This is a genomic window from Buttiauxella sp. BIGb0552, assembly GCF_004366275.1.
In the GTDB taxonomy this organism is placed as follows: Bacteria; Pseudomonadota; Gammaproteobacteria; order Enterobacterales; family Enterobacteriaceae; genus Buttiauxella; species Buttiauxella gaviniae.
Genome location: NZ_SODY01000003.1, coordinates 478,658 through 503,170, shown reverse-complemented (window position 1 = coordinate 503,170; position 24,513 = coordinate 478,658). Strand labels below are relative to the sequence as shown.

26 protein-coding genes and 3 tRNA genes are annotated in these 24,513 nt (G+C 47.8%); 17 read left to right on the top strand and 12 right to left on the bottom strand.

The window, feature by feature from the left end; all coding sequences use genetic code 11:
- Nucleotides 1-30 precede the first annotated feature (30 nt).
- On the bottom strand, nt 31-966 hold the full coding sequence (locus tag EDF88_RS11290) for a LysR family transcriptional regulator (RefSeq protein WP_064513918.1): 936 nt from the start codon (nt 964-966) through the stop codon (nt 31-33).
- Nucleotides 967-1,139: 173 nt separating this feature from the next.
- On the opposite strand from EDF88_RS11290, the gene EDF88_RS11285 reads away from it, so the two are divergent.
- From EDF88_RS11285 to EDF88_RS11275, 3 genes are all read left to right on the top strand, one after another.
- Nucleotides 1,140-2,474 carry an MFS transporter gene (locus tag EDF88_RS11285; protein WP_134184723.1) on the top strand — a complete coding sequence of 445 codons (1,335 nt, stop codon included), beginning with the start codon at nt 1,140-1,142 and terminating at the stop codon, nt 2,472-2,474.
- A 14-nt stretch (nt 2,475-2,488) separates the two neighbouring features.
- Entirely contained in the window at nt 2,489-3,655 is a 1,167-nt protein-coding gene (locus EDF88_RS11280; protein WP_134184721.1) for a M20 aminoacylase family protein, read from the top strand.
- A gap of 119 nt (nt 3,656-3,774) precedes the next feature.
- Nucleotides 3,775-4,791 (top strand): class I SAM-dependent methyltransferase, encoded by a 1,017-nt coding sequence (locus tag EDF88_RS11275; protein ID WP_134184719.1) that lies wholly within the window; start codon nt 3,775-3,777, stop codon nt 4,789-4,791.
- A 33-nt stretch (nt 4,792-4,824) separates the two neighbouring features.
- On the opposite strand, the gene EDF88_RS11270 is transcribed toward EDF88_RS11275, so the two are convergent.
- The 4 genes from EDF88_RS11270 to EDF88_RS11255 all read right to left on the bottom strand — a co-directional run bounded on the left by EDF88_RS11270 (nt 4,825) and on the right by EDF88_RS11255 (nt 7,436).
- Nucleotides 4,825-5,328: a DUF2501 domain-containing protein gene (locus EDF88_RS11270; protein ID WP_064513910.1), complete on the bottom strand. Its 504-nt coding sequence runs from the start codon at nt 5,326-5,328 to the stop codon at nt 4,825-4,827.
- Nucleotides 5,329-5,444: 116 nt separating this feature from the next.
- Nucleotides 5,445-6,086 (bottom strand): TetR family transcriptional regulator, encoded by a 642-nt coding sequence (locus EDF88_RS11265; RefSeq protein ID WP_064513908.1) that lies wholly within the window; start codon nt 6,084-6,086, stop codon nt 5,445-5,447.
- Nucleotides 6,087-6,195: 109 nt separating this feature from the next.
- Entirely contained in the window at nt 6,196-6,669 is a 474-nt protein-coding gene (locus EDF88_RS11260) for a threonine/serine exporter (protein WP_064513905.1), read from the bottom strand.
- Nucleotides 6,660-7,436, bottom strand: a complete 777-nt coding sequence (locus tag EDF88_RS11255; protein ID WP_034459513.1) for a threonine/serine exporter ThrE family protein — start codon at nt 7,434-7,436, stop codon at nt 6,660-6,662. The genes EDF88_RS11260 and EDF88_RS11255 overlap by 10 nt, the downstream gene beginning before the upstream one ends.
- Before the next feature lie 301 nt (nt 7,437-7,737).
- Here EDF88_RS11255 and pobA point away from each other — a divergent pair, with 301 nt between their 5' ends.
- From pobA to EDF88_RS11235, 4 genes are all read left to right on the top strand, one after another.
- The gene (pobA, locus tag EDF88_RS11250) at nt 7,738-8,922 is read left to right on the top strand and encodes a 4-hydroxybenzoate 3-monooxygenase (RefSeq protein WP_134184717.1); all 1,185 of its coding nucleotides are present in this window, start codon (nt 7,738-7,740) and stop codon (nt 8,920-8,922) included.
- Nucleotides 8,923-8,967: 45 nt separating this feature from the next.
- Nucleotides 8,968-9,846, top strand: a complete 879-nt coding sequence (locus EDF88_RS11245; RefSeq protein WP_134184715.1) for a helix-turn-helix domain-containing protein — start codon at nt 8,968-8,970, stop codon at nt 9,844-9,846.
- 199 nt (nt 9,847-10,045) lie between these two features.
- Nucleotides 10,046-10,696, top strand: a complete 651-nt coding sequence (locus tag EDF88_RS11240; RefSeq protein ID WP_134184713.1) for a LuxR C-terminal-related transcriptional regulator — start codon at nt 10,046-10,048, stop codon at nt 10,694-10,696.
- 21 nt (nt 10,697-10,717) lie between these two features.
- Nucleotides 10,718-11,416, top strand: coding sequence for a LuxR C-terminal-related transcriptional regulator (locus tag EDF88_RS11235; protein WP_134184711.1), 699 nt, complete (start codon nt 10,718-10,720; stop codon nt 11,414-11,416).
- Between the two features lie 55 nt (nt 11,417-11,471).
- Here EDF88_RS11235 and EDF88_RS11230 read toward each other — a convergent pair whose 3' ends face one another.
- Nucleotides 11,472-11,930, bottom strand: coding sequence for a YbaK/EbsC family protein (locus tag EDF88_RS11230; protein WP_064513894.1), 459 nt, complete (start codon nt 11,928-11,930; stop codon nt 11,472-11,474).
- Between the two features lie 414 nt (nt 11,931-12,344).
- Between EDF88_RS11230 and EDF88_RS11225 the strand changes: the two genes are divergently transcribed.
- Nucleotides 12,345-13,691: a PTS sugar transporter subunit IIC gene (locus tag EDF88_RS11225; RefSeq protein WP_064513892.1), complete on the top strand. Its 1,347-nt coding sequence runs from the start codon at nt 12,345-12,347 to the stop codon at nt 13,689-13,691.
- Between the two features lie 45 nt (nt 13,692-13,736).
- Here the strand turns inward: EDF88_RS11225 and fhuF are convergent, their stop codons facing one another.
- Entirely contained in the window at nt 13,737-14,525 is a 789-nt protein-coding gene (fhuF, locus tag EDF88_RS11220) for a siderophore-iron reductase FhuF (protein ID WP_134184709.1), read from the bottom strand.
- Nucleotides 14,526-14,623: 98 nt separating this feature from the next.
- Nucleotides 14,624-15,709 (bottom strand): GGDEF domain-containing protein, encoded by a 1,086-nt coding sequence (locus tag EDF88_RS11215; protein WP_064513888.1) that lies wholly within the window; start codon nt 15,707-15,709, stop codon nt 14,624-14,626.
- A gap of 270 nt (nt 15,710-15,979) precedes the next feature.
- On the opposite strand from EDF88_RS11215, the gene EDF88_RS11210 reads away from it, so the two are divergent.
- The gene (locus EDF88_RS11210) at nt 15,980-16,219 is read left to right on the top strand and encodes a DUF1435 domain-containing protein (RefSeq protein WP_134184877.1); all 240 of its coding nucleotides are present in this window, start codon (nt 15,980-15,982) and stop codon (nt 16,217-16,219) included.
- A 50-nt stretch (nt 16,220-16,269) separates the two neighbouring features.
- Here EDF88_RS11210 and EDF88_RS11205 read toward each other — a convergent pair.
- The 4 genes from EDF88_RS11205 to rsmC form a co-directional block, all read right to left on the bottom strand.
- Nucleotides 16,270-16,356: transfer RNA gene (locus EDF88_RS11205), tRNA-Leu, on the bottom strand.
- Between the two features lie 34 nt (nt 16,357-16,390).
- Nucleotides 16,391-16,477, bottom strand: a tRNA-Leu gene (locus tag EDF88_RS11200).
- Between the two features lie 29 nt (nt 16,478-16,506).
- Nucleotides 16,507-16,593 (bottom strand) — tRNA-Leu (locus EDF88_RS11195).
- A 119-nt stretch (nt 16,594-16,712) separates the two neighbouring features.
- Complete coding sequence (rsmC, locus tag EDF88_RS11190; RefSeq protein ID WP_064513886.1) at nt 16,713-17,747, bottom strand: 16S rRNA (guanine(1207)-N(2))-methyltransferase RsmC; 1,035 nt, start codon at nt 17,745-17,747, stop codon at nt 16,713-16,715.
- A gap of 241 nt (nt 17,748-17,988) precedes the next feature.
- On the opposite strand from rsmC, the gene EDF88_RS11185 reads away from it, so the two are divergent.
- The 8 genes from EDF88_RS11185 (at nt 17,989) to EDF88_RS11150 (ending at nt 24,447) form a co-directional block, all read left to right on the top strand.
- Nucleotides 17,989-18,402: a DNA polymerase III subunit psi gene (locus tag EDF88_RS11185; RefSeq protein WP_208326140.1), complete on the top strand. Its 414-nt coding sequence runs from the start codon at nt 17,989-17,991 to the stop codon at nt 18,400-18,402.
- Entirely contained in the window at nt 18,371-18,814 is a 444-nt protein-coding gene (gene rimI / locus EDF88_RS11180; RefSeq protein ID WP_064513883.1) for a ribosomal protein S18-alanine N-acetyltransferase, read from the top strand. Before EDF88_RS11185 ends, rimI begins: the two co-directional genes overlap by 32 nt.
- Nucleotides 18,815-18,832: 18 nt before the next feature.
- A complete protein-coding gene (gene yjjG, locus EDF88_RS11175) occupies nt 18,833-19,507 on the top strand; it encodes a pyrimidine 5'-nucleotidase (protein ID WP_134184705.1) in 675 nt (224 codons plus the stop codon).
- Between the two features lie 110 nt (nt 19,508-19,617).
- Entirely contained in the window at nt 19,618-21,207 is a 1,590-nt protein-coding gene (gene prfC, locus EDF88_RS11170; RefSeq protein WP_064514205.1) for a peptide chain release factor 3, read from the top strand.
- 342 nt (nt 21,208-21,549) lie between these two features.
- Nucleotides 21,550-22,167 (top strand): molecular chaperone OsmY, encoded by a 618-nt coding sequence (gene osmY, locus EDF88_RS11165; protein WP_064513879.1) that lies wholly within the window; start codon nt 21,550-21,552, stop codon nt 22,165-22,167.
- A 139-nt stretch (nt 22,168-22,306) separates the two neighbouring features.
- Entirely contained in the window at nt 22,307-22,468 is a 162-nt protein-coding gene (locus tag EDF88_RS11160) for a DUF1328 domain-containing protein (protein ID WP_064513877.1), read from the top strand.
- A gap of 132 nt (nt 22,469-22,600) precedes the next feature.
- Nucleotides 22,601-23,671, top strand: coding sequence for a patatin family protein (locus EDF88_RS11155; RefSeq protein ID WP_134184703.1), 1,071 nt, complete (start codon nt 22,601-22,603; stop codon nt 23,669-23,671).
- The gene (locus EDF88_RS11150; protein ID WP_134184701.1) at nt 23,668-24,447 is read left to right on the top strand and encodes a TatD family hydrolase; all 780 of its coding nucleotides are present in this window, start codon (nt 23,668-23,670) and stop codon (nt 24,445-24,447) included. Before EDF88_RS11155 ends, EDF88_RS11150 begins: the two co-directional genes overlap by 4 nt.
- Nucleotides 24,448-24,513 lie beyond the last annotated feature (66 nt).

Sequence of the window (24,513 nt, the reverse complement as noted above, 5' to 3'; positions counted from 1 at the left end):
TGGCCTTGTAGCCTGGCCGCAATAAAACGTCTAAACCCGCGCCACCATCTCCAGTGCATCACTATCCTGCAACCAGTCACGCGTATTAATCCTCAGCATTTCCATAAAGGTATTTCCGGCGGTTGAAAGCCTGGCAATATTTGGGCACAAAATGCAGATGCTGCTGGCCGGAAGCACTTCGCGCAGCACCAGCGGCCGAAGGTTCGGGCTGTAGCCTGGAAAGCGCAGGCGCACGGATGTCCACATGCTTACCGCATCCGTTTGTTCCATCATGCGCGCCATGATCCAGGGTGATGAGCAGTGGATAATATTTTGCGGTAGAGGCAGGTTATAACGACGAAAAACTTGCCCAAGAATGGAGTGCTCACCGGGTTCATCCCAGTCCAGCCAGGGGTAATCCATCAAATGTTTCAGTGAGGTTGTGTGTGTGACGGGGTGCTGGTTACCGGCAATCACCGTGTTGCCAAGGGCATACAGCGTTTCATAATACATTCCGTTTGGCGCCACATTGCTGGCGGTGGTGATGACGGCAATATCCAGCCGTTGGTTCTCAAGCGCATCGTGAATTTGCTGCGGCCTGCCTTCCATCACAATCAGTTTTACGCCGGGATAGCGTGCCTGAAATTGAATCAGCGTGTTGGTAAATGGCCCGTAAGAGGCCGCCGAAGTAAAACCAACCCGTAACTGGCGCATGGCTTTGCCAAGCAGGTTGTCGATTTCATCCCGTGCCTGATGCAGGGAGCGATCGATGTCTCGAGCGTGGCGCAGCAAAACCTGCCCATACTCATTTAACGTTACGCCGCGTGATGAGCGTTGCAGAATCGGCATGCCGATTTCAGCTTCCATTTCCTGAATTGTTTTAGAAATGGCGGGTTGTGTGAGGTGTAACGCCTTTGCCGCCTTGCCGATGCTGCCTTGCGCGGCAACTTCCAACAAAATATCTAACTGATTTAGTTTGATTTTCAATTTTCCGTACCGCCTGAATCATCACCGTGGTGCAAATTTTGCTCTCTTACAATACAAATAAGATAACCAAAGGCATAACTAATTTTTATGATTGTAATGTTCTTTTTTTATGCAGATAGTTAAAACACAATCCCAGTTTGTTTACATCTGAGTAACAAAAAAAGGACGTGAGCATGAAACAGCGTGTCAGCTATGCCCAGGTGGATGCCGAGATGTCAGCCTCGCTTCCGTATGATGCGCCGTTGGTCCCGGAGCGCGCTAACGCTAAGTCGTTGGTGGCAGTTACTCTCGGCAATGGCCTCGAGATTTACGACTTTGCGGTTTACAGCTTTTTCTCGGTGATCATTGGTCATCTGTTTTTCCCAAGCTCCAACGATTACACCTCATTGTTACTGGCTGTCGGGACCTTTGGGGTTGGCTTTGTGATGCGCCCGCTCGGCAGTATGGTCCTTGGGAGTTATGCCGATAAACACGGGCGTAAATCGGCAATGACGCTGATCCTCGGTCTGATGTCCTTAGGTGTCATGATGGTGGCCTTTGCGCCGACTTATCAGCAGGCGGGGATTATGGCGCCGGTTGTGCTGGTGGCCGGGCGTATGCTTCAGGGGTTCTCAGCGGGTGGGGAAGTTGGGGCGGCGACCTCATGGTTGATGGAGGCGGGGGATAAATCTCGCCGTGGTGCACGCGTCAGCTGGCAGATGACCAGCCAGGGTGGGGCGGCACTGTTTGGTGCGGCGATGGGCGCGGGATTAAGCCATGTCCTGAGCGAGCAACAGCTCTATGACTGGGGCTGGCGTATACCGTTTATTGTTGGCCTGGCGATTATGCCGATTGGTTTGTATATCCGCCGCCAGCTTTCCGAAACGCATACTGTGACGCCAACCGTTAGTGCAGAAAACCCGACTTTTACGCTGTGGCGCGAACATCGCCGCGCTTTGTTACTGGGCATTTTGCTGGTGATGAAAGGCACCACGACCTTTTACATCATCATCTACTACATGCCTGCTTATATGGTTAACACGCTGCATATGCCTGCCAGTACGTCGTGGTGGGTGAGTTTGACGGCGGCGGCATTAACGCTGGTGGTGCCTTTCTTTGGCGGCAAACTGGCGGATAAATTACCTAAACGCAAACCGATCTTGATCGCCTGTGCATTAGGATCATTTGCCCTGATCTGGCCGATCTTCGCCACCATTCTGCACGGTGCGCCGCTCGGCATTACCCTGGCGCTGATCGCCGTGGATCAGATCCTCGCCAATATCAGTTCCGCCGCCTTTTTCTTGTTGATCCTCGAAGCCTTCCCAAAAGCGGTTCGTGCTTCTGGTATGGCTATGGTTTATGCCATTGGTGTCACGCTGTTTGGTGGTTTCGCACAATTGATCGTGACCTGGCTGTTAAAAGTCACCGGGCAACCCATGGCCCCAGCCTGGTATTTGATGTTCTGTGCTGTGGTGACATTCGGCGCATTGCTGGCCTGGCATGAACGCAAAACTTTCTGTGATGAATAAAAAGGAATAACCCTATGCTGATTAAAGAAATTCTCGACCACGAAGAAGAGATGATTGCTATCCGCCGTGATTTCCATCAACACCCGGAATTAGGTTTTGAGGAGTTCCGCACCAGCGATCGCATCGCCCAATTGCTGACGGGTTGGGGTTACGAGGTGCATCGTGGCCTGGGCGGAACAGGCGTGGTTGGGACGTTAAAAGTCGGGAAGGGCGGTAAGCGTTTGGGCATCCGTGCCGATATGGACGCACTGCCGATGCAGGAACAAACCGGGCTGCCGTGGGCGAGCGTGAATGAGGGGAAAATGCATGCCTGTGGGCATGACGGACACTGCGCGATTTTGTTATCAGCAGCACGTTATATGGCAGAGCACCGCCCGTTCAACGGCACGCTGCACCTGATTTTCCAGCCGTCAGAAGAGTCTATCGGTGGTGCAAAGCGCATGATTGATGACGGTTTATTCAAGCTGTTCCCATGCGATGCGGTATTTGGCTTGCACAATTTCCCGCTGCTTCCTGCCGGGGAAATCGCCACCAAACCTGGCGCACTAATGGCCTCGTCAGACAGCATGACGATTACGCTTGAAGGCAAAGGCGGGCACGGATCGATGCCGGAGCATTGTATTGATCCTACCGTTGCCGGGGCCTCGATCGTGATGGCGCTACAAACGATTGTCTCGCGCAATGTTGATCCGCAGGATTCTGCGGTGGTGACCGTAGGGAGCCTGCAAAGTGGCACCACGCATAACATTATCCCGCACAGTGCGGTGCTTAAACTGAATATGCGTACCTTTAAATCAGAAGTACGCGATGTGGTAAAACAGCGGATCCAGACGCTGGTGAATGCCCAGGCTGAAAGTTTTGGTGTTAAAGCCTCGATCGCGGTGGATTTTGGCTACCCGGTGACGGTGAATGATCCTCAACAGACCGAGTTTGCACTGCAAATAGCACGTGACGTTTTTGGATCCGATAAAGTTGCCGATCCTTCGCAGGTAAAAAGTGCGATGGGCAGCGAAGATTTCTCGTTTATGTTGGAGGAAGTTCCTGGCTGTTATCTGTGGCTTGGCACGGCGACGGGCAAAAATGACTATTCGGTTCACCATCCTCTGTATCAATTTAACGATGCCTGTATTTCGGGTGGCGCGACATATTGGGTCAAACTGACCGAGTCATTTTTACGTTAAATTCCCAGCCCTCATCCTGAGTAAAGCAGGGTGAGGGTGCCCGTAAATTACAACTTTCTGCTGACTGTGAATAACCCTACATTTTCTAGACTGAAAGAAAACGTGTGTAGAGGTTTAACATGTCCTGGCAGCCTTTTCTCTCAGTGATCCCAGGCTCTGTACCTGCGGATCTGGCCATTAAACATATCTCTTACAGTGATATAAGCGATAGCTGGCCGATGAAAGATCAGGTTTTAGAGCAGATTGATGATATCAACCAGCAGTTAGAAGGTGATCCGACACTCGAAGCCCCGGAAATTTTTGTGGATGGTCAGGGAATGCGACGGATACGCTATCGAAACAAGCTGTCAGAACAAGCCTTTATAAACCGTCCCGCACTTGAAGAGTGGCGTTGCCAGTTGGTCCCTACAGCTCTTTCATTATGGTCTGTGCAGCATCCGCTTGCCGAGCGCCTGATAAGCGGAAGGGAAATAGATAGCAACAGCCGGGCATGGTTTATACATGCCAATGATGCACAAGGTGTTCGGTCACGAGCGAAAGTGATGTCGGCGATTGCTGATGTGTATATCAATAATCATGTTACAGGCAACTGGATAAGTCTTGCCTGTGGCGCTGCGGTACCCGTGCTTAGAGCATTGCGTGGTGCGAAATTACGCGCGCAGAAATTCACTATATTGCTGGTTGATCACGACAGGCAGTCGCTGAAATTTGCCCGTGGGCTTGCGACACAATATGGCCTGGTGGAAGGGCATCATTTTCAGCTGTTAATGAGGAATTTATTCGACCGGATGATTTTCAGTGACAAGCTGGTTCAGGAACTGGGCGAACAGTCAGCTGAGCTCGTTGATGGTCTGGGGATTTTCGAATATTTTACGACATCTGAAGCGGTGAGTTTTATTCGCCATGCGTTGCGCTTAGTTAAGCCAGGCGGTGTGTTGGTTATTTCCAATATGCTGACTTCTAGCCCGCAGCTTGCCTTTTTATTGCGCTGTATCGGCTGGCCAACACTCTATCCGCGCACATTACCTGAGCTAAGAGATATTATTATTGCAGCGGGTGTCGATTTGAAAAATGTCACCGTTACGTTACCCAGTGATGGTGTCTACGCGGTGCTGGAAATCAAAGTGAAATCCTAAATCTGCCCCCAAGATCAGGGGCAGGCAATCTGATTAAGAGAGATAATTTACGCCTTGCTTCAGGACAAAATCACAAGCCTGAGTTTTGACTTTTTCTGCCAGCGGTGAATTACCGATGGTTTTCAGATCCAATTGCTGGCCTTTGCCGGTGTTCAGTAAGCCCATCAAACCCTGAGTGTAATCTTCAGGCGGAGTTTGCTTTGTGCCGCTATCTAAACCTAATTTATCCATCAGCTGATTTTTGATGTTGTCCGGGTTGGTCGCGGACACCAGCTTATTCTTCATGCAGTACTGCAAAATACCTGCCGCATTCGTCATGCTGTCTGAACTCAGGGCTTTAGTGCCGCCGCCAAGCAGGCTGGTCAGTGACGCCATTGAATTGCCGGTTGTTGCGGTGCTACCGCTGGAGGTGGTGGTTTTGCTTAACTCTGTTGCCGCGCTGGAGAGTTGATCTTGCCAGCTTGATGCCATCGCCTGGCCGGTAAATACGGACGTTGCCAGCGCCAGAGCGCATATAACACGATTGCTTGCTTTCATCTTTTATACTCTTTTTCGATAACCTGCATCGCAGGAGAATTTCCGCCGAGTATACCGCTTTCTCTGGGCCTGTTGAGGCTCAGAGAGTTCTTAAAGCAGCTGGATTACCGAGTTATTTACGGCCCGATATAGCGCAGTACCACTTTTACCGCCATTTCGCGGTAATGGGCCGTGCTATCAACCGGTTCCGCTCCATCTTCGAAGAAGTTTGAAAAGGTATAGCTGTTAGCAACATGGTAAAAACTAAAGCTACTGATCAGGCGGTGAACGTCTTTGGCGCAAACCTGCTTATTGAACAGCTGTTTTTCCTGCCCGCGTGTGAGTACATCTTGCAATACTTCCAACGCGCTGCGGTTAATTTCGCGCAGGTAAGCTGACTCTTTTACGAAGCGCCCGCGCTGCATGTTTTCCATACAGATGATGCGAATAAAATCCGGGTGTTCGGCATGGAAATCAAATGTCCATTCCACCAACTCCACCATTGCTTCTACCGGCGGTTGGTCGGAGAGATTGAGCTTGCGCTCACAGCTACGAATTTGGGTATATACATACTCAAGCACCTGAACATACAGCAGCTCTTTGCTTTTGAAGTGATATACCACCATCCGCTTTGTGGTGTTAGCTTTCTCGGCAATCTGTTCCATGCGTGCGCCGTTAAGGCCAAATTCAGCGAACAAACTAATGGCGCTGAAGAAAATCTTTTCTTTCAGACTGGCGTCATCAAAACGCTCAGGAAGATAAATTTCGTGGGTTTCCACGCAAGGCTCCTTAATGTCATCAGACCGCGGGTAACAGACCTGGCCTGATGACATTAAAACAAGTTTACGTGGGCAAAGCACTGATGAGTTAGCGAAGCCCTGAAACACATCACACTCGCGGGCGTTTACGGTAAAGCCACAGGCCAGGAATAGATAAGCCAATAGACAATGCGCCGAGGATAAACGAGGCTTTCAGGAAGTTGGTGAGCAGCTGAATCATGAGGTCTTCGGTGTAACCAAAGTGGCTAAGTTTCACCGCTGAAATCATCGCGGTATAGGCAGAAATTCCTGGGAACATGGGAATTACCGCGGCTACGGTGAACACTTTAGGATGGGCCAGGTACCAACGCGACCACTGTATTCCAATCGTGCCTACCAGAAGGGAGGCGATAAACGTACTCCATTCGATGTTCATACCTGCTGCCATCATTGCCATTCGGGAACCGTGGCCAATCGCGCCGAGCAGAGCGCAGTAGGGCAAAGCACGCTGCGGGACGTTAAACACCAGCGCAAAGCCTAGCGCGGGAATTGCCGCAAGCACCATGTCTTGTAGCAACGCCAGTAAAAAATCGATTATTCCCATCCGCGCAACCCCCATAGTGACATGGCCATCACTACACCAATACAGGTAGCAAGTGTAAGTAGGCTCGCCATTGCCCATCTTGCAAGCCCGGTATTGACGTGACCTTTAAACATATCGGCTACGGCATTAATCAGCGGAAAACCCGGCACCAGTAACAGCACACTTGCCGCCATGGCAATATTTGATGTCGTGGCAAATGGGCCTTTGGCAATGAGTAACCCAGAAATTGTGGTAGCAACAAATGCCGTAATGCAGAAATTAATTTGAGGGTGTAGGTGGCGTGCGGTAAACACCAGGCGAACATACATCGCTACAGAACTGGCAAGAAAGGCGACGAAGGCACCATCCCAACCGCCTTTATTTAGCTTACAGAAGCAGCCACAAGATAGGCCAACCATTAGCACCACTAGCCAACGTGGATAGCGCAGCGGTTTTATATGCGCAAAACGTTTCAAAACATCCTTATGATCCAGAAGCTTATGCTCGGCCATAATCACTATGTGTTGCACTTCTGTCACTACATGCATGTTGATGCCGCGGTCAGTGTTTTTACGGGTGGTGGTAAGGCACTGATTGTCTTTTATGGTGCTTAGCACAATAGCATTTGCTGAAATTGAGCTTTCAACGCTATCCATGCCTAAGGCAATGCCAAGGCGACAGGAAAGTTCTTCCACCAGTGCGCTTTCGGCACCATGTTGCAGCAAAAAAAGCCCACACTGGATGCAAAGGCGAGTCACGTCCCGTTGCGTGTTTACATCTTCCGACATACCTGTCCTATGAAAGGTAGAAGCGACGATAGCCGCTCAAATTTTAACATCCCTCATTATTAGCATATGCCGCTACCTGGACTCAGGCGCTCCAGATCAACATTTAACCAAATAACCTATTTCGCACACTTTTTCGGCGAACTATGAACTCGTCCACACTCTTTGCATGACTTTCGAAAAGTGCACGTTTTAGACCGATATTGGCCTTCTTTTTCCCTCTGATGACGTTAAAAATGCATTAACGAGCAATTGTTAAACATAAAAATAACATTTTAATAACGCATATCAGAGAACGTATCCTATGAAAACTCAGGTAGTGATTATTGGTGCTGGTCCATCGGGTCTACTGTTGGGGCAGTTACTGCATAACGCAGGCATCAGCAATGTGGTGCTTGAACGACAACCACCCGAACATGTTTTAGGCCGTATCCGTGCAGGCATCCTGGAAAATGGCACCGTAGATTTATTACGTGAGGCTGGGGTCAGTAAAAGAATGGATGCGGAAGGGTTAGTCCATGAAGGTGTTGAGTTTCTGGTCGATGGTAAGCGTATCCCTGTTGCGCTAAAAGAACTGACGGGCGGAAAGACGGTGATGGTGTATGGCCAGACGGAAGTAACTCATGATTTGATGGGAGCGCGCCGAGCAACTGATGCTGTTTCCATATACGGTGTTAGCAACGTGCAATTATTTGATGTCAAAAGTGATTGTCCATATGTCACTTTCGAGAAGCAGGGCGAAACCTGCCGTATCGATTGTGACTACATAGCGGGTTGCGATGGCTTTCACGGTGTTTCCCGTAAAGCTATTCCTGAAGAAGTCACTCGTGAGTATGAGCGTGTTTATCCATTCGGCTGGCTAGGGTTGTTATCGGATACGCCTCCAGTGAATCATGAGCTTATTTATGCCCATCATGAGCGGGGATTCGTTTTGTGTAGTCAGCGCTCACTAACTAGAAGCCGCTACTATTTACAGGTCTCGCTTAGTGACAATGTTGAATCCTGGTCAGATGAACGCTTCTGGGGCGAACTAAAGCAGCGGTTGCCTAAAGAGCTGGCTGAGAAGTTAGTGACTGGTCACTCACTTGAGAAAAGTATCGCCCCGTTACGTAGTTTTGTGGTTGAGCCGATGCAATATGGCCATCTTTTCCTGGTGGGCGACGCCGCTCATATCGTACCGCCGACGGGGGCGAAAGGATTAAATCTTGCCGCATCTGACGTAAACTATCTGTATCGGATTTTGAGCAAGGTGTATCACGAAGGGCGAACTGATTTGCTGGAGACTTATTCACCAATGGCGTTGCGCCGGGTGTGGAAAGGGGAGCGTTTTAGCTGGTTTATGACGAATCTGCTTCATGATTTCGAAGGCATGGATGAGTTTGACCGTAAGATGCAACAGGCCGATCGTGACTACTATCTGTCATCGCGTGCGGGTTTGACGACCATTGCCGAAAATTATGTCGGGTTGCCATTTGAATCCATTGAATAACCTATACTTTCGGCATTGAATTTGATCATCACGAAAGAGGATGTCATGGCCCAGAACACCAGTATTCCGGTATTCAAACTTTATGGTGAAAGCCGGAACTGGCCTGCATCTGATTTGCTGCATTGCGAGTCTATCCACAGCCGTAGTAGCCTTTATGAATGGCATATTCGTACGCATCAACATGCGGATTTAGTTCAACTGCTTTATTTGCATAAAGGTCAGGTGGAGATAGACATTGAGGGCTGTACTCACCACGTGACGCATGCCTGCATTCAAGTTGTTCCAGCCTTATGCGTGCATGGTTTTAAATTTTCGCCCGGAGCACAGGGCTATTCACTGTCTTTTTCAGCGCCATTAATAACGCAGTTTGAACAACAGTTTGGTCGCCCTTTGCAGGTGCTCTCACAAGCAACCTGCCTACCGGTGAAAGGCTCTCGCAGGCAAATTAATACTCTGTTTAGCACTCTGCAAAGTGAGTATGAGGGGCAGGGTGAAGCGCGCGATATGATGTTGCATTCACTGATTAGCGCCTTGCTGGTTTGGCTTAATCGGCAATGTACTCCGGCCCAGAGTGGCAGTTCGCGTGTTGAGCGAAAACGTTCAGTGATTCATCAGTTTAACCAACTCGTTGAACGACATTATCGTGAGCAACTTACGGTAACGCATTATGCAAGTGCCGTAGGGCTATCCAGTGTGCATTTAAATAATCTGTGCCATGAGTTTTATGGCTACAGCGCACTAAACGTATTGCATCAAAGGCTGTTGCTTGAAGCTCGACGCAGTTTGCTCTACACCAGCATGACAGTTAGTCAAATTTCTGATTATCTTGGTTTTAGTGACTCAACTTACTTTTCACGTTTTTTCCGCCGCCATATGGCAACTACGCCAAAGGATTTTCGTAATCATCCAATTCGGGATCTTTAAGCTAATTTCCTTTTTTAAAGTAATTTTTTATATTAAATTATTTTTTTCTTTTCCATCACTCTATTAGCTTGTTTTCTATTAAATATAATGAATTTAAAATGCTAATTTCCATTGGTATTGTTTTTTTTGATTTTTATTTTTCATGTATATCTATTATTCTTGTTTTTTTCATTGTTGATATATTGATCAAGGGAATGATATGAAAAATACCATCACCACAAGTAATGATTTAAGCCAAATAATGATTGTTGTGCCCTGTGCGTTAACGGTAGTAGGTATCATGCATCAACTCAAAACAGAGCCAGGAATTAAAGATGTGATTAATATCATCAAACATATTGATGACGCTTATGATGAAATTTTAAAAAAACCTTACTCCATGGCTATTTTAAATATCAGTAACACCTCAAAGCAACTAGCTGAGGAGATAAGGTTTATTAAGTGGTGCCGAAAGGAAAAGCCAAATATAACTATTGTTATTTACACTCACAATCATAAGGTTAGCATTCTAAAGTATCTTTCATCTCTTGGTATACGAGTAATAATATCTCAGTATGAGCTGCCCTCCATATTCATGGAACTGCTAGTAGAATCGCTCTCTAGTAGCATCGCTCTATATAGCCCAATGATAAAAAAAATACTACAAGAGCAGATGTCTGGTGAGCTGACGGTATGCGAAACTCAGGTAATTGAGCAGCTATTTTTAGGCCATAACGTCACTCAAGTAGCTCACCATTTAGGGCGTGATATCAGAACAGTAAGCGCGCATAAAAGACATGCAATGGAAAAATTGGGATTGCATTGTGATAAAGATCTCCATGTTTTTGGCTGTGACATTACAGGGAATTGATTATTTTATAAGGAGATTAATATGCCAGAAAACAAAGTACGCATCTTGCTGCGTAACCCATTTTGCCGTGCGGTAGTTATTAGTAAACGCCCTTTGATGAGAGAAGGTTTACAGATTGTTATGAGAGAAACAGCGGCAGAATCTTCACAGATTTTGTTGGCTGATTATTTTGATCTGACTTCAGACATCCTGGATAAAGTTGATGTTGTTATGCTTGAACTGGATAGTTCTCAACAGGAGATTCTGGAACAATGTGACTATCTGAACTATCTAAAAAGTAAATCTCAGCATGTAAGATGGATATTTATTTTACCTCTGCATCTACGGAATATTGCGGTTGAGCGATTGCTAACAGCCAATACTTCGTTGCTGTCTTTACATGAACCGACGAGTAGTATTATTGAGCATATATTTAATAACACGGATGATATTGAAAGAATCAGCAAGTATCTTTTGCTGGAGCAAGCAGAGCAGGCATCTGTTAATGATATGGTAAAAATGAGTTTAACTTTTTCAGAATGCCGAGTTTTACGGCTAATTAGTAAAGGTTGGAAGTTGGTTCAAATTGCGACTCTCCTTGAAAAAAACTATAAAACCGTTAGTGCGCAAAAAAAAAGCGCTATGCGCCGATTGGAAATTAAAACAGATGCCGAAATGTATGCCTGGATATTCAGTGATCATGGAAAGCGGGAGTTAAATATTCCACCTTATAACCAGTGAGTATGAAAATAATAAGGTACGACTGAGGAGCTTAAATCCGTCCTCAGTCTCCTGATTATTGGCACACATCAACCCAATTTGCAGCGGTGAGTTCTGCTAAGCGAGCAGGGGAAATACGCACCGCACTATGAATGGCTCCGGCAGCAGGTAAAACCTCCTCGTACTGTTTAAGTGAAATATCGCAGTAAACTGTTAACGGATTTTCTAGTCCAAAAGGACACACTCCGCCCACGGGGTGGCCTGTCCAGGTAACAACCTCATCACTGCTAAGCATGCGGGCTTTGGCCCCAAAAACAGTTTTAAGTTTTTTATTATCCAGGCGTGTGTCACCTTTCGCGACAACCAGCACCACTCTATCCTTCACTTTCAACGACAATGTCTTAGCAATCTGCCCAGGCTCAACGTTATGGGCTACCGCAGCTAAAGCAACAGTTGCTGTGCTTTGATTCAATTCAATGATGTCGATATCGGGGGCGTTTTCGGCAAAGAATTGCCGGACGGACTGTAGGCTCATGCTTTTCTCCCATTTTGTTCAGCAAATAATTTGGCATAAGTATGTGCTATATGTAAACCAGTGAAACCGACCCTGATTGTGTCGAATGAAAGGGCGACATTGTGATGCGAAATACCTAAAGAAGTTAAAGTTTCAGTGATTTCTGGATCTTCTTCACATTCACTGCAACCGGTTTCAGTAACCGGTTGCAGTACGTCAATTAGCGATGAATACTGAAACGGTCACACACCTGTACCCAATAATAAGAGCAGCCTATGAAACCGATTTTTTTATGCTGTGCCACTGATGTCGAATTGAAAGCTGTATCTAAAAAGGTCCCGGTTTCGGGGACGAATTCTATGAATTACGGACTGTTGCGCGGCGATACTTTTCCCGCGGCTACATTCGCGTTGATAGCCTGACTGGAGTTCCGATATGTCTACGAATCACGCAGCTTTTAATTTGATTTTCCGTTTTGTAGAAAACTACGTTAGTCCCGTTGCGGGACGAATCTCTTCACAGCGCCATGTTATGGCGATTCGTGATGGGTTTATTTCCGCGATGCCATTTATGATTGTCGGTTCGTTCTTATTGGTCTTTGCCTATCCACCGTTCTCGCCAACCACCACCTGGGGGTTTGCACGTGCGTGGCTGGATATGGCGAAACAGTTTGAAGGGCAAATTCTGACGCCGTTTGATATGACGATGGGCATTATGTCTATCTACATTTGTGCGGCTATTGCCTATAACCTCGGTAAGCACTATGTGAAGTCGCACGGTCTGGACCCATTCATGTGTGCAATGCTTTCACTCATGGCTTTCTTGCTGGTGGCAGCACCAAAAACTAAAGGCACGATGCCGGTAGATAGCATGGGAGGGACAGGGATTTTCACTGCAATTCTGGTGGCGATTTACTGTGTCGAAATGATGCGTTTCCTGAAAGCGCATAATATCGGAATCAAACTCCCGGACCAGGTTCCACCGATGATCAAAAACTCCTTTGATCTTCTGATCCCCGTTCTGGTTGTGGTGCTAACGCTTTACCCGCTGAGCCTGTTCATTCAGTCTGAGTTTGGAATGTTGATTCCACAAGCCATTATGTCACTGTTTAAACCGCTGGTTTCTGCGGCGGACTCACTGCCTGCTATTTTGCTGGCGGTGCTGATTGGACATCTGCTTTGGTTTGCAGGAATTCACGGCGCGGCCATTATTTCTGGCATGCTGCAAATGTTCTGGCTGACCAACCTCGGTATGAACCAGAGCGCGTTGGCACAAGGTGCACCACTGCCGCACATCTTTATGGAAGCGTTCTGGACGTTCTTTATCGTGATTGGTGGTTCGGGTGCAACCATGGGGCTGGTGATTTGCTATCTGCGTAGCAAATCAGCTCACCTGCGCTCAATTGGGCGACTAAGCGTGGTGCCAAGTTTCTTTAACATTAACGAACCGGTCATTTTCGGTACGCCAATTGTTATGAACCCAGTGTTCTTTATTCCGTTCCTGCTGGCTCCAATGGTTAACGCCGTGCTGGCGTGGGGCGCAATGAAGATGGATTTGATTGGCCGCGTGATTTCAGTTGTGCCGTGGACTGCTCCTGCACCAATTGGTGCGGCATGGGCTCTGGGCTGGGATTTCCGCGCGGCGATTCTGGTTATTCTGCTGGCTGTGGTTTCCGCCATCATCTACTTCCCGTTCTTCAAAGTATACGAGAAGCAGTTGCTGGAACAAGAAGCGGAAGAAGCACAGAGATCATCTGGAGAAGAGAGCCAACAGGCTGCTTAATAGAAGAGCGATAAGTGAAATGAAACGGTGGGGAAACCCACCGTTTTACTTTAACGTACAGTCACCGCAACGTTGTACATCTGGCAGTTTATAGCGTTGGCAGCAGGTGCGACGTACCAGCAAACCTTCACGGAGAATGACGGTACGGTAGAGGGGATTATCCTGACCATCCTGCAGTTGTTTCTCAAAGAAACAGGCATGACGTAACTCGGCAATTGTCGATTCATCCAGCAACTCTCTGAGCTCGCCAAAAAACCAGTTCAGCAGATATCCCGTATTACTCCAGATAAGTTTTCCACTGATTTCACCACTTTTTTCCAGTGCATCAACGACGGGCATTAACCCTTTAATAAGCAGTTTTTCAAGGCGTTGGGTTAACGACATTGTCGTCGCCATCTTATCTTCCTGAACGTCTAGCCAGAAAGTAGCAGCTCTGCCTGTTTCATGAAACTCAACATGGATATGTTGCGGGTCGATATCCAGTGCTCGAGGTTGGGTAATCAATGCCATGACTAGCGGTGGAACCAACAAGCCAAGATACCATTGTGCCCATAGCGATTTTAGCGGCTTCCCTTCACGCACAAGCTGTGGCTGGTTCCGGTAAATGTGGTCACTGTAGCAGGCGAGAAGTGAAGTTAAGGCCGCAGGTTGTGCCCACTGGTGCAGAGCCAGGCTGGTGTGAGGCGCAGGTTCATTGAGTTTGATGATGTCGTTGAAGTATGGTCGATGCATAGCAAAATGCGCGCGTAACTCATCCGCGAGCGTCGGCTGCGAATGCGTAAATGGCGGTAGCCACGCAAAATCGTCGTTAAGCTGAGAAGATTGAAACGCCATCTACAAACAAGACCACTAATACAAATGATAATGATTGCCAATCCTATCTATAGATAGCGCCTTTAGCAAGGTTGTTTTGTGTTCAAGGCATTTAGCCGTTAAAAATGAGCGGGTTCTGTTTGCGAGTGAAGGAGAGTTTCGCTGACAAAGATGCTGTTACGGCCCTGTCGCTTGGCACGATAAAGTGCGCCGTCAGCTTTGCGCAATGCTTCTTCAATGTCATGCTGCTCAAGTGCTGCAAGGCCGATGCTTATAGTAAGATGGGTCGCCACGCTTTTATTAAACATGTGCTGAATATTTAAATCATAAACGCGTTGGCGAATGCGCTCTGCTGTTTGCAAGGCTTGTTCAGGATCGACATCAACCAGTAAAACCATAAACTCTTCACCGCCATAACGCGTGACGACATCACGTGAACGAACAGCGTCACGAATGGCCGCAGAGACATGCGTCAGAGCCTTATCGCCCATGTTATGGCCATAGTTATCGTTGTAGGATTTAAAATGGTCGATATCCAGCAGCAGTATGTAATGCTGGCCGCTGCCGACTGAGAGCAGAGTATCAAAACGGTTCTGGAACCCACGGCGATTATTCAAACCGGTAAGTGGATCTAACATACTCAGATCGTTAAGGGTTTCTTTTTCTTCAAGCAGCTTATTCATCAAACGACGCGTAAAGTTATCATGACGCTGATGAATGATATGTTGAATGGTTATCCCCACGCCTGGCAGAACAATTGAATACAACAGGCGCGGCCAGTTGGCACCCTGATCAAGCCAGAATATGATTAAGGTGGCAGGCAGACATGCGGCAATAAATGCTTGTATATTATTAATAAAAGATATTGCGCCAATAAATAATATTGCCAACAAGGCAATAATTAAAAAAGAAACGTCTTTATTCGGCATTACAGAGACTTTTATATAGATATGCCCCGCCCAGAGTAAGCCAATTATTAACGAAATGAAGTTAATGTTAATTAGTTTCTTTTTATTTACCAGCTGCCAGAGCAGACAGGACAGGCTTACCACCAGCACCAGAACAATGGGTACTGTAATATGTTGCGTATTAGTTGCTGGGGATATCATGCTAAATCCCGCAGAAAACGCATTCAATAATAAAAATAAACGCAAAGAGAGTTGATGTTTCCCTTTGAGTAAAGTGGACCAATTTGTTGCTGTCATATCAAAAATAGTTCTTTCGACTCATGTCGACATCATGCTGTGAATGAAGTAGGAAAATATATCCGGAAAGTGATTACTTCATGTAGGCAATAGGTGTTAATCAGAGATTTAACATTATGGGCCAATCTATCACCTTACTGAATATATGTCATCTGATGATGCGGAAAGCTTAACATTTCTCATGTAAAACTGACGATACGCTATCGCTGACAAACGAGAAATAATATCATATGATATTGGTTATCATTACCAATTGATGAGATAGCGATGATGTTACAACGTCAGTTAGAAAGTGCATGGGGTGTGTTGGTACCGGCAGGCATCGTCGCCGCGTTACTGTATCTAGATCTTTCTTTTAGTCAGTGGCGCGTCTTGATTGTATTGGGATTATTGGTGACCACAGCCATGCTGTACCATAAACGGTTACGTCATTTTGTGCTGCTACCGTCGTGCGTTGCATTTGCCAGTGGGCTTGCTTTGGTGATGATGAATATGGGAACGATGAAATAGCGAGATAAAACCGAGGGATAAAAGAGTACTGCTGAGAAGTTGATAAGAATTGGTGCGAAGAGAGGGACTTGAACCCTCACGCCCGTTAGAGCACTAACACCTGAAGCTAGCGCGTCTACCAATTCCGCCACCTTCGCAAATCAAGTCTTATCTAAGATATCGCCTTCGCATTGGTGCGAAGAGAGGGACTTGAACCCTCACGTCCGTAAGAACACTAACACCTGAAGCTAGCGCGTCTACCAATTCCGCCACCTTCGCGCAGTGCGAACGATATCTTGCGTGGTTAATGGTGCGAAGAGAGGGACTTGAACCCTCACGTCCGTAAGAACACTAACACCTGAAGCTAGCGCGTCTACCAATTCCGCCACCTTCGCATACCCACAACACCGAAGTATTGTAACCACGGAGGCGCATTCTAGATGTTTTCTGCGCGTCGTCAACAGTTAATTTGGTGCCGCTTTTCTAATCGCTGTAAAAAGCGGCACTGCGTGTGTTAGCGCTTCTTCTTTGCCCCACGCACAACCACTGAGCGGTAAACTTTGAAACGGCCCGTCTGCGCGATCACTTCATGATTACCAAACGTTTCATCCAGCACGTCCGGATAGGCGAGGAAGGCGTTCGCGACAATACGTAATTCACCGCCAACACTCAGGTGACGAATTGCGCCACGAATCAACTGGTGCGCAGCATCAAGGCTGGTTTGCAGGCCATCGTGGAACGGTGGGTTAGAGATAATCATGTCAAAACGACCATTCACTTCGGAATAGACGTTGCTGGCGATAACTTCGCCTTCAATTCCGTTGGCAGCAAGCGTTGCGCGGCTGGCAGCAACTGCCGGTGCGGAAACATCACTTAATGTCAGACGAACTTTTGGAGAATGCTTAGCAAGTGAAACAGCTAACACGCCAGCGCCACAACCCACGTCCAGCACTTTGCCTTTGGTGTGCGCAGTCAGCGTGGAAAGCAGCAATTTACTGCCGGTATCCAGGCCATCACGGCTAAATACGCCAGGCAGGGTTTTGACGGTCAGGCTTTCGTGTTGGTACTCATCCCACCAGGAATTTTCATCAAACTGCGGCTGTGTTTCCAGACGACCGTGATAGAAGCCACAACGGCGCGCGCTATCGATTTTGTTGAGTGGGCAAAATTCAGCGAGCATCTGCTCAGCACTACGCACTCCGCTACGGTTTTCACCGACAACAAAAATATCGCTGCCAATGGGCATCAACGACAAAATATTCATCAGCTGGAACTGAGCTTCTGGCTTATTTTTCGGCCAGTAGTAAACCAGGGTATTGCAGTCGCCAATGCTGCTGGCGTCAGCCACCAGGCCGTATTGTGCATCTTCGCCCATCTGAGCGCTCAATACCTGCCAGTGGTGAAATTGTTGGGTATGAACGCGACTTGCTGCCGTTTCGAAACGGGCTGGCAGATCGTCTTGTAAGTCACCGGCAAACAGCACGCGGCTTTCGGTAAAATCATCGCTATGGCGCAGTAGCACTTCACTTGCCGGGGTTAACGCAGTCATCAAATTACTCCTGGGAAATCAGAACCGGGATTATACACTTCTTACTCGAAGTTGCAGCGGCGTTCACTGCACTCATTCACCTGAATCACTTACTCAAGTAAGCTCATCGGGATGACTTCGTTTGTTGCCTTGCTGCCACTCCGATTAATTCGTGTAATAGAGCTTTAATGGCGCATATTCGATGAATTTGCTATATTTGCGCCCCAATTGGCACTCTCTACCTGGTTTCGCTATGCCTCATATACCTTTGCGACGAGACTGGTTGTTACAACAACTGGGCATTACCCAGTGGGAGTTGCGGCGCCCGGCTGCGTTGCAGGGCGAAATTGCAGTCTCACTGCATGAAAACATCAGGCTACTGATGGTCGCCGAAGCGCTTCCTGCTTTAAACGATCCGTTAGTTAACGATGTTTTGCGTAGCCTGAATTTGGATGCACAGCAGGTCATGCAACTGACACCAGAACGGGCCGCGATGCTGCCAGGTGATAGCCGCTGTAATAGCTGGCGATTGGGCGTGAGTGAACCTCTTCCCATACCAGGCGCGCAATTAGCGACCCCCGAATTAAACGAGCTTTATCAAAATGGCGCCGCTCGACAGGCGTTGTGGCAGCAAATTTGTGAACATGAAAACGATTTCTTCCCTCACCACAAGTGACTTGAGCGCGGCTTACGCCATCGAACAGCGCAGCCATGCTTTCCCATGGAGTGAAAAAACCTTCGCCAGTAATGAAGGTGAGCGCTATCTCAATTTGCGTCTCGACGTAGACGGCAAAATGGCGGCGTTTGCGGTGACGCAAGTCGTGTTGGATGAGGCGACGCTGTTTAATATTGCGGTCGATCCCGATTTTCAACGTCAGGGATTAGGTCGCCAGTTGCTGGAGCATTTGATCAGCGAACTGGAAAAGCGAGATGTGTTTACCCTGTGGCTTGAAGTGCGCGCGTCGAACACAGCTGCGATAGCACTTTATGAAAGCCTGGGTTTTAACGAGGCGACGATTCGCCGTAACTACTACCCGGCTAAAGAGGGTCGCGAAGATGCCATCATCATGGCATTACCGTTAGGCTAATTTGAAAAAGGTGTGTTGATGAACTGGGACTGGATTTTATTTGATGCTGACGAAACGTTATTTACCTTTGACGCGTTCGGCGGTTTGCAGCGGATGTTTCTCGATTATAGCGTGACCTTTACCGCTGAAGACTTCCAGGATTACCAGGCAATTAACAAGCCTTTATGGGTCGATTACCAGAACGGTGCCATTAGCGCTCTTCAGTTACAGCATCAGCGTTTTGAGGGCTGGTCCGAAAGGTTATCAGTTCCTGCGGGTGACTTAAACGCTGCATTCCTCAACGCCATGGCCGAAATTTGCGTGCCGTTGCCGGGGGCTATTTCGCTGCTTAATGCGTTAAAAGATAAAGTAAAAATCGGTATTATCACCAACGGTTTTACTGCATTGCAGCAAATTCGCCTGGAGCGCACCGGTCTGCGTGATTATTTCGATTTGCTGGTGATTTCTGAACAGGTCGGTGTCGCGAAACCCGATCGTAAGATTTTTGATTACACCTTTGAGCAAATGGGCCAGCCGCCGCGCGACCGAGTATTGATGGTTGGCGACACTGCGGAATCAGATATTTTAGGCGGCATGAACGCAGGAATTGCCACCTGCTGGCTCAATGCCCATGGACGAAGCTTACCTGAAGGCATCATGCCGACCTGGGAAGTGACCACATTAAGTGAACTGGAGCAATTGTTGTGTAATTAATGACTGCTTACAGCCGATTGTTAAACCTGACCTGATGGGTAGAATAGCCGTCAGGTAACGTTCATTTGCCGCGCAGTGATGTCTGTGCGCAATTCACAGAAGATTTCATTATGACTTTGTCTCCTTTTTTGCAAGAAGTGGGGAAACGCCGCACTTTTGCGATCATTTCTCACCCCGATGCCGGTAAAACGACTATCACTGAAAAAGTGTTGCTGTTCGGACAGGCAATTCAGACTGCCGGTACTGTAAAAGGCCGTGGTTCCAGCCAGCATGCTAAATCTGACTGGATGGAAATGGAAAAGCAGCGTGGTATCTCGATTACCACCTCTGTCATGCAATTCCCGTATCACGACTGCCTGGTTAACCTGCTCGATACCCCAGGGCACGAAGACTTCTCCGAAGATACTTATCGTACTCTGACCGCAGTTGACTGCTGTTTGATGGTTATCGATGCCGCGAAAGGTGTAGAAGATCGTACCCGTAAGTTGATGGAAGTTACCCGTCTGCGTGATACGCCAATTCTCACCTTCATGAACAAACTGGACCGCGATATCCGCGACCCAATGGAAGTGATGGATGAAGTTGAACGTGAGCTGAAAATCGCCTGTTCACCAATCACCTGGCCAATCGGTTGTGGCAAGTTGTTCAAAGGTGTTTATCACCTTTATAAAGACGAAACTTACCTCTACCAGACTGGTAAAGGTCACACCATTCAGGAAGTGCGCATTGTTAAAGGGCTAGATAACCCAGAGCTGGATGCAGCTGTTGGTGAAGACCTGGCTGCACAATTGCGTGATGAGCTGGAACTGGTTCAAGGCGCTTCCCACGAATTTGATCGTGAGCTGTTCCTTGAAGGTGAGCTGACCCCTGTCTTCTTCGGTACTGCATTGGGCAATTTTGGTGTTGACCACATGCTCGATGGCCTGGTTGATTGGGCACCTGCTCCAATGCCGCGCAAAACTGATACTCGTGAAGTAAAAGCAGCAGAAGATAAATTCACCGGCTTCGTATTTAAGATTCAGGCCAACATGGACCCGAAACACCGTGACCGCGTTGCCTTTATGCGTGTGGTTTCCGGTAAGTATGAAAAAGGCATGAAACTGCGCCAGGTTCGTACCGGTAAAGATGTGGTGATTTCTGATGCGTTAACCTTTATGGCGGGCGACCGTTCGCACGTTGAAGAAGCGTATCCAGGCGATATTATCGGCCTGCACAACCACGGCACCATTCAGATTGGTGATACCTTCACTCAAGGCGAAATGATGAAGTTCACCGGTATTCCGAACTTCGCACCGGAACTTTTCCGTCGTATTCGTCTGCGTGATCCGCTGAAACAGAAACAGTTGCTGAAAGGTTTGGTACAGCTTTCTGAAGAGGGCGCGGTACAGGTATTCCGTCCAATCGCGAACAATGATCTGATTGTTGGCGCGGTCGGTGTGCTGCAGTTCGACGTGGTTGTGGCGCGTCTGAAAAGTGAATACAACGTTGAAGCGATTTACGAGTCGGTCAACGTCTCAACGGCGCGTTGGGTAGAAAGCACAGACGTTAAGAAGTTTGAAGAATTCAAACGGAAAAACGAAATGCAGTTGGCCCTTGATGGTGGTGATAACCTGGCTTATATCGCTCCAACAATGGTCAACCTGAACCTGACACAAGACCGTTACCCAGAAGTCACGTTCCGTAAAACCCGCGAGCATTAATCGTCTCTCAGGGCGCGGCAGCCGTCGCGTCCTGCTACTTTTCCCGTCTTATTAATCCCTTACGGATTGTTCTTAATTTCCCGCATTTCCCTCATGTTCACCCACTTTCGCCATGCAATTCCGTGATTGTTGTCTATATTTAACAAACCAGTGACAAATTGGTTGGTTGAAAATGCCACGTAAATGAAGATTTCTGGCGGGTTCATTCGTACTCAATTTTCCTGGCGCTATTAAAAACTGATCGCAAAATTTTTAGGCCGTACCACTTGGCCTGATGTTTAAGGAAAGCCGGTACCTGAAGGCTTGTGCTCAAATAGTGAGCAAAACTATAGGAATTAATCGATGACTATGACTACGACTAAGATTTCTAAAACTCTGTTAGCTGTTGTTCTTGGCTCTGTGCTGGCAAGCGGTAGCGCTTTAGCAGAAGACAAGATGCTTAACAAAACCGAATCGACAGCGGACACAGCAGGCGAAAAAATTGATAGCTCCGTAAAAGACGTCGGTAATTTCATGGATGACAGCAGTATCACGGCGAAAGTGAAAGCCGCCCTGGTCGATCATGACAATATCAAGAGTACCGATATCTCCGTGAAAACCGACAAGAAAGTGGTAACGCTCAGTGGCTTTGTTGAAAGCCAGGCGCAGGCCGAACAGGCCGTAACTGTCGCAAAAGGCGTGGAAGGGGTTTCTTCTGTGAGCGACAAACTTCATGTGCGTAACGGGTCTGATAAATCTGTCAGCGGTTATGCAGGCGATACTGCGACCACTAGCGAAATTAAAGCTAAACTTTTAGCTGATGACATCGTCCCTTCACGTCACGTGAAAGTGGAAACCACTGAAGGTGTTGTACAGCTATCCGGTACCGTGGAATCGAATGCACAGTCTGCTCGAGCCGAAAGTATCGCTAAAGCAGTTGATGGCGTGAAAAGCGTCAAAAACGACCTGAAAGTGAAGTAACAGGGCATATAGAAACTTTCTCCTTCGGTGTAATGCCGGGGGAGTAGGTCAGCAACATCGTTACTCAATATCGCCAATGAGTGTGTATCTGGCACTCATCCAGAAGCGATTCGGGTTCATTATGGTTAAGGAGAAGCTTATGTTTCGTTGGGGCATTATTTTTCTGGTCATTGCGTTGATTGCAGCAGCACTGGGTTTTGGTACTCTCGCGGGTACTGCGGCAGGTGCAGCAAAAATTGTCTTCGTGGTAGGTATTATTCTGTTCTTGGTTAGCCTGTTTATGGGTCGAAAACGCCCATAGCAATATTTACGTGCTATAACATTTAGAGACAGACCAGAGAGCCAGTCTATTTAGACTGGCTCTCGCGTTTTTAAGCGACTAACAAATAACCAATATCTAATAATAAATATCCTTTAGATTAAGGAAAGCAGGGTGGGACAAAGAATACCCGTAACGCTCGGCAATATTTCGCCGCTTGCGCTTCCAAAGTTTCGTCCCGGAAAACTTGCCATTGTTTGTGAAGGTGGCGGGCAGCGTGGGATATTCACAGCCGGCGTGCTGGACGAATTTATGCGCGCTAATTTCAACCCGTTTGACCTCTTCTTAGGCACTTCTGCCGGTGCGCAAAACCTTTCAGCTTATGTTTGTAACCAGCCGGGTTATGCCAGAAGAGTGATCACTCGTTTTACTACAACTCGCGAATTTTTTGATCCTCTGCGCTTTGTGCGTGGCGGGCATCTCATCGATCTCGATTGGCTCGTGGAATCCACCTCAGCAAAAATTCCGCTCTCGATGGGCACTGCAGAAAAAATGTTTGAGTCTGGTAAAGCGTTCTATATGTGTGCTTGTCGCAGCGATGACTACACGCCGGGATATTTTTCCCCGGACAGCGGCACATGGCTGAATCTTCTGAAAGCCTCAAGTGCGATTCCTGGCTTTTACCGTAGCGGGGTTGAGATTGACGGCATCGGTTACCAGGATGGAGGAATAAGCGATGCGGTACCGGTGAGAGAAGCTGTGCGCCTGGGAGCCGATACTTTGGTCGTAATTCGCACCGTCCCTTCGCAAATGTATTACACACCTGAATGGTTTAAACGTATGGAGCGTTGGCTTGGCGACAGCAGCCTGCAGCCCTTATTAAACCTGGTACATCACCATGAAGCCAGCTATCGCGAGATTCAGAACTTCATTGAAAAGCCGCCAGGTAAACTGCGTATCTTCGAGATTTACCCACCGAAACCATTGATGAGCTCTGCATTGGGCAGCCGATTACACGCGCTAAATACCGACTATAAAACTGGACGTTTATGCGGACGTTACTTCCTCGCAACCATCGGGAAATTGCTCTCGGATAAGCCGCCAATAAAACGCCACCTTCCGCGTATTGTCGTTCCGGGGCCGGTGGTCGTTCCGCAAGCCGTGGTCACTGAGCCATTGTCTAAAGCGGTGATTGAAACACCAGAAGCTAACGACGCCACTTTCAATAACGAAGATACGGCGTGACGATGACGTTTTACGATACCCATTGTCACTTCGACTTTCCGCCGTTTAGCGATGATGAAGCCAACAGCATTGCCCTCGCGGCGCAAGCGGGCGTAACAAAAATCATTGTTCCGGCAATCGAAGCTGACCGGTTTAACACGGTACTTGCGCTGGCAGACAATTACCCGGCGCTATATGCCGCAGTCGGTTTGCATCCAATAGTGATTCACAAGCATCAGGATGCGTCTTTAGCGCTGCTTGAGCATTACCTTAAACAGCGGCCGGAAAAATTAGTGGCTATCGGTGAGATAGGACTCGATCTTTATATGGAAAATCCGCTTTTTGATAAACAAGAAGCGATGCTGGATGCGCAGCTAAAACTGGCAAAACGTTATGACTTACCTGTCATTCTCCATTCACGTCGCACGCACGACAAACTTGCCGCGCATTTGAAGCGTCATAATTTACCGCGCACTGGTGTGGTACATGGTTTTTCGGGGAGCCTGCAACAGGCCGAGCGTTTTGTGGCGATGGGTTACAAAATTGGTGTGGGTGGCACGATTACTTACCCACGTGCTAGCAAAACGCGAGATGTTATGGCGCGCTTACCCCTTAGCGCGCTGGTACTGGAAACGGATGCACCTGATATGCCGCTTAACGGCTGGCAGGGGCAGCCGAATCGCCCGGAACGCATTGTTAATGTTTTTCAGACACTTTCTACACTGCGTTCAGAATCTCCCGAAGTTATCGCGAATGCGATCATTAATAACTGCAATGAATTATTTGCAATGAAATAGTAAGTAACAAAATGTGACTTGGCTCACTTAATAAGACAAACGTTTCCGTGAATGTCTATAAATACG

Excerpts from the sequence above, each read along its gene's own strand:
- EDF88_RS11240 (WP_134184713.1), top strand. The coding sequence starts at position 10,046 with ATGAAAAATACCATCACCACAAGTAATGATTTAAGCCAAATAATGATT.
- EDF88_RS11255 (WP_034459513.1), bottom strand. The coding sequence starts at position 7,436 with ATGTCGGAAGATGTAAACACGCAACGGGACGTGACTCGCCTTTGCATC.
- pobA (WP_134184717.1), top strand. The coding sequence starts at position 7,738 with ATGAAAACTCAGGTAGTGATTATTGGTGCTGGTCCATCGGGTCTACTG.
- EDF88_RS11270 (WP_064513910.1), bottom strand. The coding sequence starts at position 5,328 with ATGAAAGCAAGCAATCGTGTTATATGCGCTCTGGCGCTGGCAACGTCC.
- EDF88_RS11285 (WP_134184723.1), top strand. The coding sequence starts at position 1,140 with ATGAAACAGCGTGTCAGCTATGCCCAGGTGGATGCCGAGATGTCAGCC.
- rsmC (WP_064513886.1), bottom strand. The coding sequence starts at position 17,747 with ATGACTGCGTTAACCCCGGCAAGTGAAGTGCTACTGCGCCATAGCGAT.
- EDF88_RS11245 (WP_134184715.1), top strand. The coding sequence starts at position 8,968 with ATGGCCCAGAACACCAGTATTCCGGTATTCAAACTTTATGGTGAAAGC.
- EDF88_RS11210 (WP_134184877.1), top strand. The coding sequence starts at position 15,980 with ATGTTACAACGTCAGTTAGAAAGTGCATGGGGTGTGTTGGTACCGGCA.
- EDF88_RS11235 (WP_134184711.1), top strand. The coding sequence starts at position 10,718 with ATGCCAGAAAACAAAGTACGCATCTTGCTGCGTAACCCATTTTGCCGT.
- fhuF (WP_134184709.1), bottom strand. The coding sequence starts at position 14,525 with ATGGCGTTTCAATCTTCTCAGCTTAACGACGATTTTGCGTGGCTACCG.
- EDF88_RS11260 (WP_064513905.1), bottom strand. The coding sequence starts at position 6,669 with ATGGGAATAATCGATTTTTTACTGGCGTTGCTACAAGACATGGTGCTT.
- EDF88_RS11230 (WP_064513894.1), bottom strand. The coding sequence starts at position 11,930 with ATGAGCCTACAGTCCGTCCGGCAATTCTTTGCCGAAAACGCCCCCGAT.
- EDF88_RS11275 (WP_134184719.1), top strand. The coding sequence starts at position 3,775 with ATGTCCTGGCAGCCTTTTCTCTCAGTGATCCCAGGCTCTGTACCTGCG.
- yjjG (WP_134184705.1), top strand. The coding sequence starts at position 18,833 with ATGAACTGGGACTGGATTTTATTTGATGCTGACGAAACGTTATTTACC.
- EDF88_RS11225 (WP_064513892.1), top strand. The coding sequence starts at position 12,345 with ATGTCTACGAATCACGCAGCTTTTAATTTGATTTTCCGTTTTGTAGAA.
- osmY (WP_064513879.1), top strand. The coding sequence starts at position 21,550 with ATGACTATGACTACGACTAAGATTTCTAAAACTCTGTTAGCTGTTGTT.
- prfC (WP_064514205.1), top strand. The coding sequence starts at position 19,618 with ATGACTTTGTCTCCTTTTTTGCAAGAAGTGGGGAAACGCCGCACTTTT.
- EDF88_RS11215 (WP_064513888.1), bottom strand. The coding sequence starts at position 15,709 with ATGACAGCAACAAATTGGTCCACTTTACTCAAAGGGAAACATCAACTC.
- EDF88_RS11280 (WP_134184721.1), top strand. The coding sequence starts at position 2,489 with ATGCTGATTAAAGAAATTCTCGACCACGAAGAAGAGATGATTGCTATC.
- rimI (WP_064513883.1), top strand. The coding sequence starts at position 18,371 with ATGAAAACGATTTCTTCCCTCACCACAAGTGACTTGAGCGCGGCTTAC.
- EDF88_RS11160 (WP_064513877.1), top strand. The coding sequence starts at position 22,307 with ATGTTTCGTTGGGGCATTATTTTTCTGGTCATTGCGTTGATTGCAGCA.